The organism is Micromonospora sp. NPDC023869, assembly GCF_055559695.1.
Window position 1 is genome coordinate 314,919 of record NZ_JBVHKD010000004.1, and the last position, 18,799, is coordinate 333,717.

Here is an 18,799-nt window from a genome sequence, read left to right on the forward strand (position 1 = left end):
TCTTCACGTAATGATCCCGCCCGATGGTCCCCCGTCCACAGAGGATCGCCATGCCTGGTCACACCGCCACCCGCCGGCTGCTCGCCGGTGCGACCGCCGCCCTCGCTGTCGCCACCGCGCTCGTCGGCGTGTCGTCCCCCGCCACCGCCACCCCCGTCCCCGACGCCGGCACCCTCGCCGTGAACGTCGCCAGCGCCTTCGCCGGCAACGACTACTGCCTCGGCGAGTGCTCCGAGATCCTGCCGCCCGGCCAGAACGGCAACGCCACCCTCGTCGAGGTCCTGGGCAACCAGGCGTTCGGCACTCTGCCCCGGCACTCCGCCGACCAGCTCGACACGTACGCCAACCTGGTTTACGGCTACGCCGGGCTGCGCGAGGACCAGGTCAGCACGTTCTTCCGGGACGCCTCCTTCGGCGTCGCCCCCAGCCAGGTCGAACGCGACTACTCCCCGCGCTCCGACGTCCGCATCGTGCGCGACCGCACCAACGGCGTCCCGCACATCACCGGCACCACCCGGGGCGGCACCATGTACGGCGCCGGCTACGCCGGAGCCGAGGACCGACTCTTCACGATGGACCTGCTGCGGCACGTCGGACGGGGCACGCTGACCCCGTTCGCCGGTGGCGCACCCGGCAACCGGGCGCTGGAGCAGAGCGTGTGGCGTACCTCCCCGTACACGGAGGCGGACCTGCAGGCCCAGGTGAACGCGCTGCGCGGCAAGGGCGGGGCGCGCGGCGAGCAGCTCTACGCCGACGTGCAGGAGTACGTCGCCGGGGTCAACGCCTACATCCAGACCTGCATGGCCAACCGCAACTGCCCCGGCGAGTACGTGCTGACCGGTCACCTCGACGCGATCACCAACGCCGGTGGGCCGAAGCCGTTCGTGATGACCGACCTGATCGCCATCGCCGGGGTGGTCGGCGGCCTGTTCGGCGGTGGTGGCGGCACCGAGATGCAGTCGGCGCTGGTCCGCATCGCTTCCCGGGCCAAGTTCGGCCCGACCGAGGGCGACCGGGTGTGGAACGCCTTCCGGGGGCAGAACGACCCGGAGACGGTGTTGACCCTGCACGACGGGCAGAGCTTCCCGTACGGTGACGCCTCACCGAACGCGTCCAGCGTGGTCCTGCCGGACGCCGGGTCGGCCCGGGTCGAGCCGATCTTCACCGACCCGACCGGCTCCGCCACCGCCGCCACCACCTCGAACCGCAGCTCCGAGCTGGCCGCCGCGCTCTCCGGGCTGACCATCGACCCGGCGCACCGGGGCATGTCCAACGCGGCCGTGGTCTCCGCCGCCCACTCGGCCACCGGGCATCCGATCGCCGTCTTCGGGCCGCAGACCGGCTACTTCTCCCCGCAACTGCTGATGGTGCAGGAGTTGCAGGGACCGGGCATCAGCGCCCGAGGCGCCGCCTTCGCCGGACTCAACCTCTATGTCCTGCTCGGCCGGGGTCAGGACTACGCGTGGAGCGCCACCTCCTCGATCCACGACATCACCGACACGTACGCGGTGCCGCTCTGCGTCCCCGGCGGCGGTACGCCGACGCTGTCCAGCAACCACTACCTGTTCCGGGGCCAGTGCCTGGCGATGGAGGAGCTGTCCCGGGTCAACCGGTGGACCCCGACCGTCGCCGACGGCACCGCCGCCGGGTCGTACAAGCTGGTCGCCTGGCGTACCAAGCTGGGCCTGGTGGGGTGGCGTGGCACGGTGGGCGGCGTGCCGCACGCGTTCACCCAGCTTCGCTCCACCTACGGTCGCGAGGCCGACTCGGCCATCGGTTTCCAGATGTTCAACGACCCGACCCAGATGGGCTCCGCCGAGGCGTTCCTCACCTCCGCGCACAACGTCGAGTACGCCTTCAACTGGTTCTACGTCAACTCCACCCAGTCGGCGTACTTCAACTCCGGGCTCAACCCGGTGCGGGCGGCCGGCAGCAACCCGAACCTGCCGATGAAGGCCGAGCGCGCCTACGAGTGGCAGGACTTCGACCCGGCGACCGGCACCGCCCGGTACGCGCCGCGTGCGGCCCACCCGCAGTCGATCAACCAGGACTACTACATCAGTTGGAACAACAAGCAGGCCAAGGACTTCGGCGCCGCCGACGGCAACTTCAGCTTCGGCGCCGTACACCGGGGCGACCTGCTGGACAAGCCGATGAAGGCGGCCATCTCGGCGGGCCGCAAGTTCGACCGCGCCTCTCTGACCGAGCTGGTGCAGAAGGCCGGGCTGACCGACCTGCGCGGCGCCGAGGTGCTCGGCGAGCTGATCCGGGTGCTGGAGAGCCAGCCGGTCACCGACAGCGCCCTGACCACCGAGATCACCCGACTCAAGGCCTGGCGGCAGGCGGGCGCGCTGCGAGTGGAGACCGCCAAGGGCTCCAAGGTGTACCAGCACGCCGAGGCGATCCGTACCTTCGACGCCTGGTGGCCGCTGCTGGTGCGGGGCATGTTCCGCGACCAGCTCGGCACCGACCTCTACCAGTCCGTGATCAACGCGATGCAGATCAACGAGTCGCCGTCCGGCCTACAACAGGGCGACGTGTCGAACCTGCCGTCCTCGGCGAACAGCGCGCAGACCCACAAGGGATCGGCGTTCCAGTACGGCTGGTGGGGCTACGTCGACAAGGACCTGCGGGCGGTGCTGGGTGACCCGGTCGCCGCAGGCCCCGGGCGGACCTTCTGCGGCGCCGGCAACCTGGGTACGTGCCGTCAGGTGCTGCTGGACACGCTGCGCACCGCGTCGACGACCCCGGCCGCCCAGACCTACCCGGGCGACGCCACCTGCGCCGCCGGGGACCAGTGGTGCGCGGACGCGATCGTCCAGTCGCCACTGGGCGGGATCAAGCACGCCACCATCGCCTGGCAGAACCGCCCCACCTACCAGCAGGTGGTGTCGTTCCCGGCCCGACGTGGCGACGCGGTGACCAACCTGGCCACCGGTCGGCCGGTGACCGCCTCCAGCAGCCAGCTCGGCAACGGCGCCGCCCGCGCCGTCGACGGTGACCTGAACACCCGCTGGGCGAGCTCCTGGTCGGACAACCAGTGGCTGCGGGTGGACCTGGGCTCGGTGCGGCAGGTCGGCCGGGTGGTCCTGGCGTGGGAGTCTGCGTACGCCCGGTCGTACCGCGTCGAGGTCTCCGACGACGGCGGCACCTGGCGGACGGTCTGGTCGACCACGGCCGGCGACGGTGGCACCGACGTGCTGACATTCGCTCCACAACAGGCCCGTTACGTGCGGGTGTACGGGCTCAGCCGAGCCACTACGTACGGCTTCTCGCTGTGGGAGATGTCCGCGTACGCGCAGTGACACAGACGGGCGCGGCCGGGGCGAGATCGCCCCGGCCGCGCCCGTACTCACGTGCCCCGGTCAGGCCAGCGAGATCTGGTCTCCGTCGACCTTGACCTCCTTGGCCGGCAGGCCGGTGGTCGCCGGCCCGGCCTTGACCGAGCCGTCCTCGATGGAGAACTTGCTGCCGTGACAGGTGCAGTTGATCGTCCCGCCGTCGACGTTCGACACCGGGCAGCCCTGGTGCGTGCAGATCGGGTCGAATCCCTTGAACTCGCCGGCACTGGGCTGGGTGATCACCACGCCCTGCGCGGCGAAGACCGCTCCCCCGCCGACCGGGATGTCGGCGGTCCTGGCCAGTGACTGGGCCCCTTCACGGTCTCCGCCGCCGGGGTCACCGGTGTTGGTGACCTCCGGGCCGCCGCTGGTCGGGGCCGCGCCGTCACCGGAGTCGTCACCGCCACCGCACCCGGCCAGCACCACCGCCGCACCGACCGCGCCCACGCCGGTCAGCAGGCTCCGCCGGGTACGCGTGTCCGGTCCGGCCAGCACCTGTTCGTCACTCATGCTGCCTCGCTTCTCTGTTCGGCTACCACCGTGCATGATCCGTGGCTACATCTCACGACACGCACCACTCTGCCCGGTGGTTCACCCGATCGGCCACTCGGGCGTACCCCAACGGGTGGCCCGGCCGTCGTCACGGGCGACGGCCGCGCCTGCCGATCAGCGGGTGGCGGCCGCCTTGCGAGCGCGCGTCGTGGCCCCGGTCGCCTTCGCACCGTTGGCCTTGGCACCGCCGGCTTTGGCGCCGTTGGCCTTGGCGGCCCGGGCGGTGGCCGCCTTCGCTCCCTTGGCCGTGCCGTCGAGCTTGAGCACGCTCCGCAGGAACTGCCCGGTGTGGCTCTCGGTGACCTCGGCGACCTCCTCCGGGGTGCCGGTGGCGAGCACCGTGCCGCCCCGGTGGCCGCCCTCCGGGCCCATGTCGATCAGCCAGTCGGCACTCTTGATCACGTCGAGGTTGTGCTCGATGGTGATCACCGTGTTGCCCTTGTCGACCAGCCCCTCCAGCACCAGCAGCAGCTTGCGGATGTCCTCGAAGTGCAGGCCGGTGGTCGGCTCGTCGAGCACGTACACCGTCCGTCCGGTGGACCGCTTCTGCAGCTCGGAGGCGAGCTTGACGCGCTGCGCCTCACCGCCGGAGAGCGTCGGCGCCGGCTGGCCCAGCCGGACGTAGCCCAGGCCCACGTCGACGAGCGTCTTGAGGTGCCGGTGGATGGCCGGGATGGCGGAGAAGAACTCCGCCGCCTCCTCGATCGGCATCTCCAGCACGTCGGAGACGGTCTTGCCCTTGTAGTGCACCTCCAGGGTCTCCCGGTTGTATCGGGCGCCCTTGCAGACCTCGCACGGCACGTACACGTCGGGCAGGAAGTTCATCTCGATCTTGATGGTGCCGTCGCCGGAACACGCCTCGCAGCGCCCGCCCTTGACGTTGAACGAGAACCGGCCCGGCCCGTACCCGCGGACCTTGGCCTCGGTGGTCTCGGCGAACAGCTTGCGCACGTGGTCCCAGACGCCGGTGTACGTCGCCGGGTTCGAGCGTGGCGTCCGACCGATCGGTGACTGGTCGACCCCGACGACCTTGTCCACGTGCTCCAGCCCGCCGACCCGGGTGTGCCGACCGGGCACCAGCCGGGCACCGTTGATCTGGTTGGCCAGCACCGCGTAGAGGATGTCGTTGACCAGGGTCGACTTGCCCGACCCGCTGACCCCGGTGACGGCGATCAACTGGCCCAGCGGGAAACTCACCGTCAGGTTGCGCAGGTTGTGCTCGCGGGCGCCCTGCACCACCAGCTCCCGGCCCGGCGTCTGCGGGCGACGCCCTGCCGGGATCGGGATCTCCCGGCGACCGGAGAGGTACGCCCCGGTCATCGACTCCGGGTTCGTCAGCAGCTCCGGCACCGAGCCGCTGTGCACGATCTTCCCGCCGTGCTCCCCGGCGCCGGGACCGATGTCCACGATCCAGTCGGCGGTGCGGATGGTGTCCTCGTCGTGCTCGACCACGATCAGCGTGTTGCCCAGGCCGCGCAGCCGGACCAGGGTCTCGATCAGCCGGTGGTTGTCGCGCTGGTGCAGCCCGATCGACGGCTCGTCCAGCACGTAGAGCACGCCGACCAGGCCGGAACCGATCTGGGTGGCGAGCCGGATGCGCTGCGCCTCACCACCGGAGAGCGTGCCGGCGGCCCGGTCCAGGGAGAGGTAGTCCAGACCGACGTCGAGCAGGAACCGCAGCCGGGCGTTGATCTCCTTGAGCACCCGCTCGGCGATCAGCTTCTGCCGGTCGGTCAGCTCGATGCCGGCCAGCAGGTCGGCGCACTCGCCGACGGACAGGTTGCACACCTCGGCGATGCTGCGCCCGGCCAGCGTGACGGCGAGCACCTCCGGCTTGAGCCGGGCACCGCCGCAGGCCGCACAGGGCACGTCACGCATGTACCCCTCGTACTTGTCCCGGGACCACTCCGACTCGGTGTCGGAGTGCCGGCGCTCGATCCACTGCACCACGCCCTCGAAGCCGGTGTAGTACGAGCGCTCCCGGCCGTACTTGTTGCGGTAGCGCACGTGCACCTGGTCGTCGGAGCCGTGCAGGATGGTCTTCTGCGCCCGCGACGGCAGCGCCCGCCACGGGGTGTCGACGGTGAAGTGCTCGGCCTCGCCGAGCGCCTCCAGCAGCCGCAGAAAGTACTCCAGGTTGTGTCCGGTCGCCCAGGGCTGGATCGCGCCCTCGCGCAGGCTGCGCTCCGGGTCCGGGACGACCAGCTCCGGGTCGACCTCCTTCTTGGTGCCCAGGCCGGTGCACTCCGGGCAGGCACCGTACGGCGCGTTGAAGGAGAAGACCCGGGGCTCCAGGTCCTCGATCGCCAGCGGGTGGTCGTTCGGGCAGGCCAGGTGCTCGGAGTAGCGACGCTCCCGGTCCGGGTCGTCCTCGGCCAGGTCGACGAAGTCCAGCAGCACCAGCCCGGCGGAGAGCCCGAGCGCGGCCTCGACCGAGTCGGTCAGCCGCTGCTTGGCACTCGGCTTGACGCTGAGCCGGTCGATCACCACCTCGATGGTGTGCTTCTCCTGCTTCTTGAGCTTCGGCGGGTCGGTGAGCTGGTGCACCACCCCGTCGACCCGGGCCCGGGCGTACCCCTTGGACTGCAGCTCGGCGAAGAGGTCGACGTACTCGCCCTTGCGGCCGCGCACCACCGGGGCGAGCACCATGAAGCGGGTGCCCTCGGCCATCGCCAGGACCCGGTCGACGATCTGCTGCGGGCTCTGCTTGGAGATCCGCTCGCCGCAGACCGGGCAGTGCGGCACGCCGACCCGGGCGAAGAGCAGCCGCAGGTAGTCGTAGACCTCGGTGATGGTGCCGACGGTCGAGCGCGGATTGCGCGAGGTCGACTTCTGGTCGATCGAGACCGCCGGGCTCAGCCCCTCGATGAAGTCGACGTCCGGCTTGTCCATCTGGCCGAGGAACTGCCGCGCGTACGACGACAGCGACTCGACGTAACGGCGCTGCCCCTCGGCGAAGATCGTGTCGAAGGCCAGGCTCGACTTGCCCGACCCGGACAGCCCGGTGAACACGATCAGGGCGTCCCGGGGCAGGTCGAGGCTGACGTCACGCAGGTTGTGCTCACGTGCGCCACGAATGATCAAACGGTCGGCCACGGTCCGTGTACTCCCGGGTGAGAATGACGAAGGAAGATCTGTCCGCTTTCGGGTCGAACCCGAGGTTATGGGGGGGTGCCCCAGCGGTTGTGCCGGCGCCGAAAAAGCGCCCCGGCAACTGTAGACCCGCCCTACGACAATCTGCCCCGACGGCGGGGCCGCCGGGCGGCGCGCCGCCGGGTTTCGTGAGCGATCTCGCGGTGCAACCGCCGCCAGCTCTCCCAGCGCCGGGCGGTCAGCTCGCCCGCCCGCAGCGCGTCCTGCACGGCGCAGCCCGGCTCGGCCTCGTGCCCGCAGTCGCCGTACCGGCACTCGGTGGCCAGGGCGGCGATGTCGCCGAAGGCCCGGTCGAGCCCGGCCGCGCCGTCGAGCAGACCGACCGCCCGGACGCCGGGGGTGTCCACCACCGCCCCACCGCCCGGCAGCGGCACGAGCGCCCGCCAGGTGGTGGTGTGCCGGCCCTTGCCGTCCACCCGCCGGATCGCCTGGGTCGGCATCACCGTCGCCCCGGCCAACGCGTTGACCAGGCTCGACTTGCCCGCACCGGAGGGCCCCAGCAGGCCGAGGGTGCGACCGGCGCCGACCTCGGCGCGCAACGGGTCCAGACCGGTCCCGCGCTCGGCGCTGACCGGCAGCACCGGCACCCCGGGGGCGAGTGCCGCGAGCTGCCGCGCCACCGCGGCCGGGTCGGCCGCCAGGTCGGTCTTGGTCAGCACCACCAGGGGACGGGCGCCGGACTCGTGGGCCAGCGCCAGCAGCCGCTCGACTCTAGCGGCGTCCGGCTCCGGGTGCACCGCCTCCACCACGGCGGCCACGTCCAGGTTGGCGGCCAGCAGGTGACCGGCGGCGTCCTTGCCGGCGGTGCGTCGCACCAACGCGGTACGCCGGGGCAGCACCGCCTCCACCGTGATCCGGGCGTCGGGCCAGCGCCCGAGCAGCACCCAGTCACCCACACCGGGCAGCCGGGTGGGGTCACCCGCGGCGGCGACCAGCACCGCCCCACCCGAGGTGGCGCGCACCGGCCCCGCCTCGGTCAGGACGGTGCAGACCCCACGGTCGACCCGGGCCACCCGGCCCGGACGATGATCGGTACGGATCCGTCGCAGGTGCGCCGCCCGCTCGGCGTCCCAGCCCAGGGCGGTCAACGTGATATTCATGCTCGACCGCCACCTCTTCCACTCCGGCGTCGTCAGTCACCGCAGACGGTAGGCCCGGCGACGCCCCGCCGGAAGTGAATTCCCCGGCGACGCGGCACGCCCGGACGGCTAGGGTCGGAACGTGACGACGGATCCCCTTTTACTGACCGGTGACGTGACCGACGCCACCGCCCGGCTGCTGCGGACGGCGGCCGCTTTCGACACCGACGACCTGGCCGCACCGTCGCTGCTGCCCGGCTGGACCCGCGGCCACGTCCTGGCCCACCTCTGTCGCAACGCCGACGGATTCGTCAACCTGCTCACCTCGGCGCGCACCGGCGAGCCGATCCCGATGTACGCCAGCCTCGACACCCGCGACGCCGACATCGAGACCGGCGCAACCCGCCCGCCCGAGGAGCACCTGGACGACCTGCGCCGCAGCGCGGACCGCTTCACCGAGGCGGTCGCCGCGATGCCGGTGCCGGCCTGGGCGGCCACCGTCGAGACCCGACGGGGTCCCTGGCCGGCCGCCCTGCTGGTCTGGGGACGACTCCGGGAGTTGGAGATCCACCACGTCGACCTGGCCGCCGGTTACCGACCGGCGGACTGGTCGCCGACTTTCGGCCACCGGCTGCTGCACGAGGTGGCCAACGGCTTCGCCGGCCGCGACGACGCGCCGCCGATGGTGCTGCGCTTCGACGGCGCCGGCCACGAACTGGTGGTGGGCGAGCGCGCGGGGGCGCCCGTCGTCACCGGTCCGGCGTCGGAACTCGCCGCCTGGTTGACCGGCCGCAGCACCGGCACCGCCCTGACCGTCACCCCCGACGGTGACCTGCCCCGCCCACCGGAATGGATCTAGGAAGACGATGACCTACAGCGGAGATGTCACCCCCGGCGGCCCGCCGGCCGTACGCGAACTCGACGCCCTGACCATCACCAAGGTGTCGGTCGGTCCGATGGACAACAACGCGTACCTGCTGCGCTGTCGGCACACCGGTGATCAGGTGCTGATCGACGCCGCCAACGAGGCGCCCCGGCTGCTGGAGCTGATCGGTGACGGCGGGCTGCGCACCGTGGTCACCACCCACCAGCACATGGACCACTGGGTGGGGCTGGAGGAGGTCGTCGCCAAGACCGGGGCCCGCGCGCTGGTGCACGCCGACGACGCCCAGGGGCTGCCGATCGAGGCGCAGACCCTGGCCGACGGGGACACGGTGCCGGTGGGTGACTGCACGCTGGAGGTCATTCACATCAAGGGGCACACGCCGGGTTCGGTGGCGCTGCTCTACCGCGACCCGGCCGGCACCGGGCACCTCTTCACCGGCGACAGCCTCTTTCCTGGGGGTCCTGGGAGGACAACAGATCCGGAGTCGTTTCGGCAGGTGATGGACGACCTGGAAGGGAAGGTTTTCGGGCGGCTTCCGGATGAGACGTGGTTCTATCCGGGGCATGGTGCCGACTCGACCCTGGGTGCGGAGCGTCCGCACCTGGGCGAGTGGAGGGCACGCGGCTGGTAGGCCCGGCGTGATCTAGGAGGCGGCCCGATCCCGTGTTGCGGGGTCGGGCCTTGTGCTGTGCAGATACCGCAGGTAGTGCAGGGCTGCCTGCTTGGTGGCGTCGGGCATGTCGGGGTCTTCGAGGATGGCGATGGCTTCCTCGATGGTGGGGTCTTGGGGTCGTGGTGGTGGGGGTAGGTACTCGACGTCGGCGGGCGCGAGGTAGCCGAGGGCAACGCCGGCTATGACGGTGGAGAGGCCGAGTACGCGGCACACGGCTTGCACTTCGGCGGGTTTGGGGTTGCGGGCGGAGCCGGCTTCCCAGCGTTGAATGGTGGATAGGCTGACGCCTGATTTTTCTGCGACGTCTTCTTGTCGTAGTCGGGCTCGTTCTCGGTGTTCGCGGAGTAGACGCGCGAAGCGTTTCCCGCTGTCGTTTTCTTCTGCCGCCACGGGGTCACGATATGCCTTGTCGGTGCTGGCGGAACCACTCGCATATGATGCGTCTCGCATGTAATGCATTGGGTGTGCTCCCCGTTTTGCCTGGCTGACCAGCGGATGCTTTCTGTCATCATGCCGTTACCCATCGATGAAGACAACTAGACGACACTGATGCAACCCGTTGCCCCTTGCACGTCACGTATGACACTCTGTACCTCATGCATGAGGTACAGACACCGCACGCGCACGGCACACACAGGGTGTCGCAAGATCCCCGATGGAAGCTGTTGAAGACCGCGCTCGGCGTCACCACCGAGGACGAAGTTGCCTCCATCACGGGTGTGCCGCTGCGGACGCTGCAACGCCTTTTCGACAGCCCGGATGCCAGCTACATGCGTCACGCCCTGCGTCTACGCAGGCGTACAGGTATTGGCTTGGACAGGCTGTTCCCCGAGAAGCCACCCTCGGCTCAACGTCACGCCCTTCTCGAACAGGCCCGTGCCGCGAAGCGCGAAAAGCTGATTCGCCGGATCGACCCCGATGGACACCTGGCCGCCACCGATCCGGACGAGCTTGCCCGCCGTGTGGACGTCGCCACCAGCGAGCAGTACGCCGACATGGCCCGCCGCAAGCACGCCGCGACCCGCGCCCGACGGGATGCCCTCGAAGCGGCCACCGTCGCCGCTGAGGCCGTGCTACGTGCCACTTCCCGGACGGGTGATAACTGATGGCCCACTACGCGCTCACCGATCCTCGCCTACAGGACGAGATGGACCGGCTCGCCGCCGAAGAGGCCGCAGTGTGGCCGGTCACCGACGAGACGCTGGCGGCACTGGCCCGGATCCTGCCGACCGCCAACGCGATGGCCGACCGGCGCAACGCCACCACCGCGCCCGCCGTCCCCGCCCAGCGGAAGCAAGCCGCGTGAACACCACCCCGCGCGTGATCACTCGCCCCGCCGGCACCGCCATCGAACTGCTCACCATGCCCGGCTTCACCGTCGACCGGATCGGCGACTGGATGCCGACGATCGCTACCGATGAGGCGGAAGCGCTCCGGCTGCTCGATGGGCGGGAGCAGGCGCTGCGCCTCAAGCGGGCCACGAACACCACCTGAGACGGCTGGACGCCCACCGGATGCGACCCGGCAGGCGTCCCGAAGACCGTCACCCCGATCCAGTGAAGGGACAGGATCGAATGACTTTCTCATCGTTGCACATCACCCGTTCGGGTGACACTTCACCCTCCGTCACGCTGCCGTCGCCGTCGGATGACGCCGCGTGGGCTGCACCTGACCTGTTCTGCCGCGTCTTCCGCGCCCGGCCGTGCAAGTCGCCGGCCGAACTGGTCGACGTGTATCTGACGGCCGACCCGGACTGGCTGGCCGCGAACTTCGCGCTCGACTTCGACGTGGACGCGGCCCGCCGGTATGCGGCCGAGGATCGCGGGGTGGCGGCGTGATCATCGATCTGTATGCCGGTGCCGGAGGCTGGGACGAGGGGGCGCGCCGCCTCGGGCTCACCACCGTTGGCCTAGAGATTTGGCACGACGCCTGCGTCACCGCCGTCCGCGCCGGTCACCCCCGCATCCGCTGCGACATCGCCACCTACCCCACCGCCCCGTTCGCCGGCAGATTCACCGGCCTGATCGCCTCCCCGCCCTGCCAGGCGTGGTCGATGGCCGGGAAACGGGCTGGCGAGCAGGACAAGGCGCGCGTGCACCAGCTCGTCGACGAGTACGCGGCCGGCGCCGACCACCCCGGCGGCGGGTGGGCCGACCCGCGCTCCCACCACGCCGCCCAGCCGGTCCGCTGGATCCGCGACCTACGCCCCGAGTGGGTGTGCCTGGAGCAGGTGCCCCCGGTGCTCGACCTGTGGCGGCACATCGGCGACGTGCTGCGCGGCTGGGGCTACAGCGTGTGGGTGGGTGTCCTCAACGCCGCCGACTACGGGGTGCCGCAGACCCGCAAGCGGGCGATCCTCATCGCCTCCCGGGTGCGGCCCGTCTACCAGCCGGAGACCACCCACGAGCAGGACCCGCCCGCCGGTGTCCTGTTCGGTGCCCGCCTGCCGTGGGTGTCGATGGCCGACGCGCTCGGCTGGGACGGCACCTTCCGCAACCGCCGCGACAGCCCCGCCTGGATCGCCGAACACGGCGAGCGCCGCAACCGGGAGAGCGACGAGCCTGCCCCGACGGTCACCGGCGAGGCGCACCGCTGGGCCCTCGTCTCGGGCCAGTCGGTGGCCGGGGATGGTCGGGCCGAACGCCTCGACTCCGAGCCCGCCGTCACGATCACCGGCCGAGCCGACCTGTGCCAGTGGGCACTGCGGAACAACACCAACGAGAACGCCTGCACCCGCCGACTCGACGAGCCCACCGGAACCCACATGGACCGCGCCGGTGGCGAGGGCCAGTTCGAGCAGGACGCCCTCCGCGTCACCGTCGAGCAGGCCGCCATCCTCCAGTCGTTCCCCGCCGACTACCCGTGGCACGGCAACAAGACATCGCAGTTCCTCCAGGTCGGCAACGCCGTCCCGCCGGGTGTCGCTGTCGGTCGAGTTCCCGCCGCCGCTGGGGTCCCGACTGGCGCCGAATTGGGGGTGGCGGCGTGAGCGCCTTCAACCCGGACGCGATCCCCAACCTCGGCGAGTCGGAGCGGCGAGCGTCTGACGCCGAGTGGCGCCGCATCGAAGCCCGCCACACCACCCGCTGGCTGATCGGTGTCGGCGTCATCGCTGCCGCCGTGACGGCGCTGGGTGTGTGGGCTATCGGCAACGGCTGGCTGGCGTTGCTGTTCGGGGGTGCCCGATGACCACTGCTCCCTACTACGCCGACGACCTTGTGACCCTCTACCACGGCAAGGCCGAGGAAGTTATGGGCGAATGGGTCAACGGCCTCGCCAACCCCGACTTCGGCCAGATCATCGTCACCTCACCGCCATACAACATGGGTCTCACCCCAGGCGGCAACGGGCGTGGCATGTACCGGCCCGGCGGCAACAACAAGGGTGGCCGGTTCCGCGACGGCTACGCCAACCACGACGACGCCATGCCGCAGGACGAGTACGACGCATGGCAGCGCGACTGCCTGGGACTCATGTGGGAGTTGATCCCGTCCGACGGGGCGATCTACTACAACCACAAGCAGCGGGTCGAACACGGCATCGTCCGGATTCCACTCGGCCTCCAGTTCGGTCTCCCGCTTCGGCAGATCATCACTTGGGACCGGGGCACTGGCATTGGCGTCAACCGCCGCCACTACGCCGGTGTGGCGGAGTGGGTGTTTCTGTTCGCCAAGCCCGACTTCAAGCTGCGCGACCACTCGGCGTCCGGTGCGGGCGACGTGTGGCGTCTCGGTATGGCCCGCGAGGACTACGGGCATCCGGCGCCGTTTCCCGTCGGCCTGCCGGCCAAGGCTATCGACACCTCTGGTGCCCGGTCCGTGCTTGACCCGTTCGCCGGCACCGGTACGACGCTGGTCGCAGCGAAGGAGGCTGGCGTCCGTGGCATCGGCATTGAGAAGTCCGAGCACTACTGCGAGATGGCCGCCCGTCGGCTAGCTCAGGATGTTCTGCCGTTGGGAGTGGCGGCGTGATCCCCCGGGTGTTGCTTCTCACGTCGGCTACGGCCGGGCGTCCGCCGCTGGTGGTGCCGATCGGGCCGGGTGAGATGCCGGATGCGCTGCGGCTTCTGGCCCGGCTCGCCCGCCTTGAGACAGTGCGGCTGGGGCGCCGGACAGCCGAGATTGTGCCCGCCGGAGGTGGCCGGTGACTCGCCGTCGCGCCGCCATTCTGCTTGCCGTCTCGTTCGCGGCGGGTGTCCTGTTCGGTGTGGCCGGCTGGTGGCTGGGTGCTGCCGGCATGGGCATGGCGGCGTCGTGGGTGATCGGCCGCGCGACCGGCCACGGCCTGCTGGTCGACGCGGAGGGTCGGGCCGACGTGTGGCGCGCCGAGGCGGAGCAGGCCGCCGCCGATGTGGAGCATCTGCTGGTCGAGCAGCGCCGCTGGTGGGAAGACGCCCACGCGGGCCGGTTCGCCGATGACGCCCGTCTGCGCCCGGACTGGTCCTCGCTGGACCGCAACTCGAACGGCACGGATGCCGCCTCACCTGTGCATCCGTTCACCATCACCGCTTAACCCGTTCCGAGGGGAGTTTCGCATGGCTTCGTACTACTCGCAGATGCGACGCATCTTGCATAACGCAACCGGACACTTCACGCAGCGTGACCACACTCCGGTGGAGGTGGCCGCCGTCCCGACCGTCACCGGACGCGCCACGCCTGCCCCCGGCAGTCTCGTCCGCGCCTCTGACGTGTACGCGGACCTGACCCAGGTGCTGCCGACGCCCGGCGCCCCGGCCACCAACTCGCGCCCGTACACGGGGCAACGCAACGTGTCGGACAAGAACCGCGCGAACCGCATCCCGCGAACACTGACACGGCAGCGGGTGACGTCGTGAAGTTCGAGCAGGCTTTCCTCTGCACCTACATCGCCGTGATCGCGGTCGTCGTCGCCACCATGACCACCCTGCTCGTCAAGTGGTCGTGGGAGGAACAGCGGGCGGCCCGACTCGACAACGAGCGCGTTGATGCCGAGTTCGGCCAGTTGTTGGCCCGGGTGCGGGAAGCCGCTGAGGGTTGGGTTTCCGTCATGCCTGGCGCGGGCCGCTATCTGGCTCACGGTCGTCACCGCGCCACCCGGCCTAAGCCTGAGCCCGCGTCCGAGCCGGATCGTCTGGTGGCGTCGGCCCCGGTCGTGTTGTCCGACCATAAGCCTGCCGTCGATGAGGCGTTTGCGCAGGTCGGCTACCCGGCCGCCGGGCGGGCGTCCCTGTCGGTGCCGTTTGACCGCAAGCTCCGGGACGACGATGCGGCCCTGCGGGCGCTGCATGAGGGTTTGCGGTTTGAGAAGACGACTGTGTTGCCGGCGATGCTGCGTGAGGGTGCGTCGTGAACCGGCTAACCCGTCTGCTTGTCGCCTACTTCCCCACCCTCACCGGGCGGGTCGATGCGGCGCTGCGTATTCGTGCCCTTGAGGCGCAGATGCGGCTGCTTGTGCGGGAGAACGCCCGGATGCGCCGTGAACTTGCCGCCTTCTACGCCCACCGCGTGGCTGTCCGCGCCCGCGCTTTCCCTGCTGTTCTGCCTGTGAAGGAGTCCGCCCATGCCGACGCCGAATGACCTGTACCTCGTTCTGTCCCCCGCCGTGGCGCTGGTCGGTTTTCTCAGCGCGGTCGTGTGGTCGGCGGGGGTGTTCCTGGCCGGGGTGTGGGCTGGCCGCCCGCAGCCGGCCGGACCGGAGTCTGCGCCGCCGCCGGTGGTGGAGTCGTGCCGTCAGGTGGAGTGCGCGGAGACGGTCGAGCTGCCGTCGGGCGACCGGCAGATCAGGGTGGAGATTCCTGCCCCGCGCCGTCCGGTGGATGAGCCGACGAAGGTGCTGCACCGGTGAACGAGTTTCAGTTCGCCGATCCGGGCTGGGTCGGCTACGGGGTCGGGCTGCTGCTGTTCGCTGCCGGCGCGGTGTGGTTGTGGCTGCGGTTTGCCCGCCGTCGCGCCTACCGGGAGCTGGTGGCCGAGGTGGGTGCGGTGCGTGCCGCGTACGGGGTGCCGCAGGGTGTGTGGCATCCGTGCACGGGTGAGCCGATGCCGGAGCCGCAGTATGCGGTGGGGCGGGCGTCGGTAGTGCCGAGTCAGCGGGGCGGTCACCGTGGCTAGCTACAGGTCGGTGGGCTCGCCGAGGGCTTCCCGGGCGCGGCGGTACCACTCGATCGGGACGATCACGACGCCCACGCGGCTGTGCTTCGACACGGGGCTGTGTTCGTCCAGCTCACCTGCCGCGCCTGCGTCGATGAGTCGCCCGAGGTCTCTGCGGGCGTCTTCGACGGTGCGTCGCTTGATGGTCGCCACGGCCGGATCGTACAGGTCTTCGTGCGGACTTCCTGAGGTCCGCTGCATGTCGCCCATTACTCCTCCGAAATTCCTAAGGAACTACCTAGAAAGTCCTGAGGAATGAGAGTAGAGTGGTGGCTGTTGGAGGTCAACCAGACCTCACAGGCGCAGCAGCTCAGCACTAGCGCCCACCTACATCGCGCAATCCCAACCTCCTACCTCCGGAGTCGATGAGTCATGCCCGAAACCGATCTGACGGTCGCCGACATGCTGTGCAACCTCTACATCAGCGGGCGCAAGAACAAGCCCTGCATCCTCGGCAAAGGCCACGACGACGAGCACCAGGACGCCGACGGCCTTACGTGGTTCAACCGTGGCCCGATCCAGCAGTACGAGATCACCTGGATGTCCGGGCATGTCGAGACGGTCCCCGCCCATCAGGTGTCGTACCCGCACCGTGGTTTCGCCTTCTCCCAGCACGTTCTGGGCGTGCCTGCTGAGGGTGGTGCGCCGCGCGTCCAGTTGCACGCCGAGATCGACGGCCAGTGGCAGTTGATGCTGTCTGCGCGTGAGGAAGACATCCGCACGATGCGGAATGTGACGGGCGGCGAGCGACTGTGACCGCCCCGGCTCCTGTCTTCAACGTGGCTGCCGCCGCCGACGCTCTCACCCGCATGGATGACGGCCACCCCACCCTGCCCGGTGACCTTGCCCTCATCGCCGCCTACGAGCAGCGCTGCCACGCCGACGCGGACCGGCTGCTGCGTGACGGGTTGGAGCGGGAGCGGGCGGTGTGGCTGGCCGGGCAGTGCCGCTACTGCGGTCCGGAGGGTGCGACCGGCCCGGACTGCGGCGACTGCCCCGAAGGCGGCGACGCGTGACCGACATCGAGATCCTGCGCGCCGCCGCCGCACGACTGCGCGCCACCGCTGTCCCCGGCAACCCGAACCCGTACGCCCGCCCCGACGTGGATGCGACGGTCGCCGACTGGGTGGAGTCCCACGCTATCGACCTCGAATCGGCCGACGGCGACCTGGGGTGTGTGGACAGCCCAGGTGACACGCGGATGGCGTTGCGGGTGGCCCACGCGGTGCTGGCAGGCCACCAGTGACCGCCCCGACTGTCACCGACCGTCCGCAGCCGCAGCCGGGTGTGCCGATCCCACCGCCCGGACCTGTCCTGCCTGTCCCCTGCTACCTGCCGCCGTGCCCCACCCGCCTCCCCACCAGCATCTGAACGACAGGAGCCACCCATGGGCGTGACCATGAACGCGGAAGTTGCCAAGGCGCTCCGCGAACCGTTCCCCGCCGACCTGATCGGCAAGCTCCCCCGCGTCTACTGCAAGGCGTGCCGCGACAACCAGCGCAGCGGACGCACCTGCGACCAGCACACCAAGGTCAGGTGCCGGGAGTGCAACAACAACATCACCTCTGCGCACCTGCACCTCGATTACGTCGGGCACGCCGAAACCACCGACCGGTTCCTGGCCGTCGACCCCGAATGGAACTGGGAGCCGATGGCGTTCGGCACCGACGGCCTCCCGCTCATCGACCGGGCGGGCGGGCTGTGGATTCGCCTCACCATCGCCGGTGTCACCCGACCTGGCTACGGACACGCCAACGGCAAAGAAGGCCCCGACGCCATCAAGGAAGCCATCGGCGACGCGCTGCGCAACGCCGGCATGAGGTTCGGTGTCGCCCTCGACCTGTGGGGTGCCAAGTTCAAGGACGACCCCACCGACGGCGGAGACCAGCACCAGTCGCAGCCCACGGCAGGTGAGTGGGAGAACGCCCGACCGGTGGGACGCGGAAGCGAGATGACCGCCGAGCAGCGCATGGAGCAGGGGCGGCGGGCCATCGCCACCGCCACCACCAAGGAGGCCCTCGACAACCTCGCCGGCCTGGTTGACAAGTACGAGGATGAGGGTTCCATGTCGCCGGAGCAGGCGAAGACCCTCAAGGCCGCGATCGTGGCCCGCGACACGGAGTTGCGCACCCAGCAGCCCCGCCGTTCGGCGCCGGTTGAGGCGTCCGCCTGATGTCCGCCCCGGCGAACGCCACCGACGTGGCGAAGCAGCTCGCCAAGCTGTCCCGCGACTTGGACGCCACCGTCGACCAGCTTGAGATGGCCGACCGTGACGCCACCGAGAAGCGCGTGGCCGCCGACTTGGCCTTTTCGCGGGCGTTCATGGCCGCCGAAGGTTCGATCGAGGCACGCAAGCACCTCGCAGTGATCTCCACGGAGACGGTTCGTCTGGACGCGGAGGTGGCGGACGCGCTGGTCCGCCACCTCCGGCGGCGCCTCGACGCCATCAAAACCCGCATCGATGTGGGGCGCAGCTACGGGGCGGCGATCCGCGCCGAGATCGCGCTCGGAGGGCCGGGGATGGCGCCGTGACCGACCTTCTGGACAACGAGACGTTGCGCTGCCCGCGCGACTCGAAGCTGCTCGCCGCCGACTTGGTTGAGCGCAGCTACCGGTGTGACAACTGCGGCTACGTGGAGCGGTTCGGTGTGCGCCGGTCTCCGCTGGTCACCGCCGGATCGGCTCGCGCACTCGTGGCCGAGTACCGCCGGCTGCGTGCGTCCGGTGCCCGGCTGTCTGTCCGCCGGTTCACCGGCATCACCGACCTTGAGGAGGCGAAGTGAAGCGTTCTGGTCCGCTCGCACGCCGCACCCCCCTGCCGGGCGCCCGGCAGCCGCTCGCCAAGGTGGGCCGCAAACGGGCCGCTACCGCCGAGTCTGCGGGCAAGGCTGTGCGGTCGACGTTCAAGCCAACCCGGTGGACTCCCGCCGTTCCTGTGCAGAGGTTCCACGTGTCGACAGTCGAGCCGCTTCCCGATTTCGACTCCA

27 protein-coding genes are annotated in these 18,799 nt (G+C 70.2%); 22 read left to right on the forward strand and 5 right to left on the reverse strand.

The features are described from left to right. The first annotated feature begins 50 nt into the window (after nt 1-50). Nucleotides 51-3,305: a penicillin acylase family protein gene (locus ACZ31C_RS14805; RefSeq protein ID WP_465795710.1), complete on the forward strand. Its 3,255-nt coding sequence runs from the start codon at nt 51-53 to the stop codon at nt 3,303-3,305. 60 nt (nt 3,306-3,365) lie between these two features. On the opposite strand, the gene ACZ31C_RS14810 is transcribed toward ACZ31C_RS14805, so the two are convergent. The 3 genes from ACZ31C_RS14810 to rsgA all read right to left on the reverse strand — a co-directional run bounded on the left by ACZ31C_RS14810 (nt 3,366) and on the right by rsgA (nt 8,146). Then, entirely contained in the window at nt 3,366-3,851 is a 486-nt protein-coding gene (locus tag ACZ31C_RS14810) for a Rieske (2Fe-2S) protein (RefSeq protein ID WP_396742869.1), read from the reverse strand. Nucleotides 3,852-4,007: 156 nt separating this feature from the next. Next, nucleotides 4,008-6,989 carry an excinuclease ABC subunit UvrA gene (gene uvrA, locus ACZ31C_RS14815; RefSeq protein ID WP_465795711.1) on the reverse strand — a complete coding sequence of 994 codons (2,982 nt, stop codon included), beginning with the start codon at nt 6,987-6,989 and terminating at the stop codon, nt 4,008-4,010. 131 nt (nt 6,990-7,120) lie between these two features. Then, nucleotides 7,121-8,146, reverse strand: coding sequence for a ribosome small subunit-dependent GTPase A (gene rsgA, locus ACZ31C_RS14820; protein ID WP_465795712.1), 1,026 nt, complete (start codon nt 8,144-8,146; stop codon nt 7,121-7,123). A gap of 121 nt (nt 8,147-8,267) precedes the next feature. On the opposite strand from rsgA, the gene ACZ31C_RS14825 reads away from it, so the two are divergent. After that, entirely contained in the window at nt 8,268-8,984 is a 717-nt protein-coding gene (locus ACZ31C_RS14825; RefSeq protein ID WP_465795713.1) for a maleylpyruvate isomerase family mycothiol-dependent enzyme, read from the forward strand. A gap of 7 nt (nt 8,985-8,991) precedes the next feature. Continuing rightward, on the forward strand, nt 8,992-9,642 hold the full coding sequence (locus ACZ31C_RS14830) for an MBL fold metallo-hydrolase (RefSeq protein WP_465795714.1): 651 nt from the start codon (nt 8,992-8,994) through the stop codon (nt 9,640-9,642). Between the two features lie 12 nt (nt 9,643-9,654). Here the strand turns inward: ACZ31C_RS14830 and ACZ31C_RS14835 are convergent, their stop codons facing one another. Continuing rightward, entirely contained in the window at nt 9,655-10,074 is a 420-nt protein-coding gene (locus tag ACZ31C_RS14835) for a helix-turn-helix domain-containing protein (protein ID WP_465795715.1), read from the reverse strand. 206 nt (nt 10,075-10,280) lie between these two features. On the opposite strand from ACZ31C_RS14835, the gene ACZ31C_RS14840 reads away from it, so the two are divergent. The 13 genes from ACZ31C_RS14840 to ACZ31C_RS14900 all read left to right on the forward strand — a co-directional run bounded on the left by ACZ31C_RS14840 (nt 10,281) and on the right by ACZ31C_RS14900 (nt 15,773). Then, nucleotides 10,281-10,790, forward strand: coding sequence for a hypothetical protein (locus ACZ31C_RS14840; RefSeq protein WP_465795716.1), 510 nt, complete (start codon nt 10,281-10,283; stop codon nt 10,788-10,790). Beyond that, on the forward strand, nt 10,790-10,990 hold the full coding sequence (locus tag ACZ31C_RS14845) for a hypothetical protein (protein WP_465795717.1): 201 nt from the start codon (nt 10,790-10,792) through the stop codon (nt 10,988-10,990). The genes ACZ31C_RS14840 and ACZ31C_RS14845 overlap by 1 nt, the downstream gene beginning before the upstream one ends. Then, nucleotides 10,987-11,178 (forward strand): hypothetical protein, encoded by a 192-nt coding sequence (locus ACZ31C_RS14850; RefSeq protein ID WP_465795718.1) that lies wholly within the window; start codon nt 10,987-10,989, stop codon nt 11,176-11,178. Before ACZ31C_RS14845 ends, ACZ31C_RS14850 begins: the two co-directional genes overlap by 4 nt. A gap of 80 nt (nt 11,179-11,258) precedes the next feature. After that, a complete protein-coding gene (locus ACZ31C_RS14855; RefSeq protein ID WP_465795719.1) occupies nt 11,259-11,522 on the forward strand; it encodes a hypothetical protein in 264 nt (87 codons plus the stop codon). After that, a complete protein-coding gene (locus tag ACZ31C_RS14860; protein ID WP_465795720.1) occupies nt 11,519-12,673 on the forward strand; it encodes a DNA cytosine methyltransferase in 1,155 nt (384 codons plus the stop codon). The genes ACZ31C_RS14855 and ACZ31C_RS14860 overlap by 4 nt, the downstream gene beginning before the upstream one ends. Continuing rightward, nucleotides 12,670-12,873, forward strand: coding sequence for a hypothetical protein (locus tag ACZ31C_RS14865; RefSeq protein ID WP_465795721.1), 204 nt, complete (start codon nt 12,670-12,672; stop codon nt 12,871-12,873). The genes ACZ31C_RS14860 and ACZ31C_RS14865 overlap by 4 nt, the downstream gene beginning before the upstream one ends. Then, complete coding sequence (locus tag ACZ31C_RS14870) at nt 12,870-13,655, forward strand: DNA-methyltransferase (protein ID WP_465795722.1); 786 nt, start codon at nt 12,870-12,872, stop codon at nt 13,653-13,655. The genes ACZ31C_RS14865 and ACZ31C_RS14870 overlap by 4 nt, the downstream gene beginning before the upstream one ends. Nucleotides 13,656-13,827: 172 nt before the next feature. Next, entirely contained in the window at nt 13,828-14,196 is a 369-nt protein-coding gene (locus ACZ31C_RS14875) for a hypothetical protein (RefSeq protein WP_465795723.1), read from the forward strand. 43 nt (nt 14,197-14,239) lie between these two features. Beyond that, nucleotides 14,240-14,518, forward strand: a complete 279-nt coding sequence (locus tag ACZ31C_RS14880) for a hypothetical protein (RefSeq protein ID WP_465795724.1) — start codon at nt 14,240-14,242, stop codon at nt 14,516-14,518. Beyond that, the gene (locus ACZ31C_RS14885) at nt 14,515-15,012 is read left to right on the forward strand and encodes a hypothetical protein (protein ID WP_465795725.1); all 498 of its coding nucleotides are present in this window, start codon (nt 14,515-14,517) and stop codon (nt 15,010-15,012) included. The genes ACZ31C_RS14880 and ACZ31C_RS14885 overlap by 4 nt, the downstream gene beginning before the upstream one ends. Beyond that, a complete protein-coding gene (locus ACZ31C_RS14890) occupies nt 15,009-15,239 on the forward strand; it encodes a hypothetical protein (protein ID WP_465795726.1) in 231 nt (76 codons plus the stop codon). Before ACZ31C_RS14885 ends, ACZ31C_RS14890 begins: the two co-directional genes overlap by 4 nt. Beyond that, complete coding sequence (locus ACZ31C_RS14895) at nt 15,223-15,507, forward strand: hypothetical protein (protein WP_465795727.1); 285 nt, start codon at nt 15,223-15,225, stop codon at nt 15,505-15,507. Before ACZ31C_RS14890 ends, ACZ31C_RS14895 begins: the two co-directional genes overlap by 17 nt. Next, complete coding sequence (locus tag ACZ31C_RS14900; protein ID WP_465795728.1) at nt 15,504-15,773, forward strand: hypothetical protein; 270 nt, start codon at nt 15,504-15,506, stop codon at nt 15,771-15,773. Before ACZ31C_RS14895 ends, ACZ31C_RS14900 begins: the two co-directional genes overlap by 4 nt. On the opposite strand, the gene ACZ31C_RS14905 is transcribed toward ACZ31C_RS14900, so the two are convergent. Next, on the reverse strand, nt 15,774-15,965 hold the full coding sequence (locus ACZ31C_RS14905; protein WP_465795729.1) for a hypothetical protein: 192 nt from the start codon (nt 15,963-15,965) through the stop codon (nt 15,774-15,776). A 219-nt stretch (nt 15,966-16,184) separates the two neighbouring features. On the opposite strand from ACZ31C_RS14905, the gene ACZ31C_RS14910 reads away from it, so the two are divergent. From ACZ31C_RS14910 to ACZ31C_RS14935, 6 genes are all read left to right on the forward strand, one after another. Then, nucleotides 16,185-16,568, forward strand: a complete 384-nt coding sequence (locus ACZ31C_RS14910) for a hypothetical protein (RefSeq protein ID WP_465795730.1) — start codon at nt 16,185-16,187, stop codon at nt 16,566-16,568. Next, nucleotides 16,565-16,828, forward strand: coding sequence for a hypothetical protein (locus tag ACZ31C_RS14915; protein WP_465795731.1), 264 nt, complete (start codon nt 16,565-16,567; stop codon nt 16,826-16,828). Before ACZ31C_RS14910 ends, ACZ31C_RS14915 begins: the two co-directional genes overlap by 4 nt. Beyond that, the gene (locus ACZ31C_RS14920; protein ID WP_465795732.1) at nt 16,825-17,058 is read left to right on the forward strand and encodes a hypothetical protein; all 234 of its coding nucleotides are present in this window, start codon (nt 16,825-16,827) and stop codon (nt 17,056-17,058) included. Before ACZ31C_RS14915 ends, ACZ31C_RS14920 begins: the two co-directional genes overlap by 4 nt. 141 nt (nt 17,059-17,199) lie before the next feature. After that, nucleotides 17,200-17,985 (forward strand): hypothetical protein, encoded by a 786-nt coding sequence (locus tag ACZ31C_RS14925; protein WP_465795733.1) that lies wholly within the window; start codon nt 17,200-17,202, stop codon nt 17,983-17,985. Continuing rightward, nucleotides 17,985-18,344, forward strand: coding sequence for a hypothetical protein (locus ACZ31C_RS14930; protein ID WP_465795734.1), 360 nt, complete (start codon nt 17,985-17,987; stop codon nt 18,342-18,344). The genes ACZ31C_RS14925 and ACZ31C_RS14930 overlap by 1 nt, the downstream gene beginning before the upstream one ends. After that, a complete protein-coding gene (locus ACZ31C_RS14935) occupies nt 18,341-18,595 on the forward strand; it encodes a hypothetical protein (protein ID WP_465795735.1) in 255 nt (84 codons plus the stop codon). Before ACZ31C_RS14930 ends, ACZ31C_RS14935 begins: the two co-directional genes overlap by 4 nt. Nucleotides 18,596-18,799 lie beyond the last annotated feature (204 nt).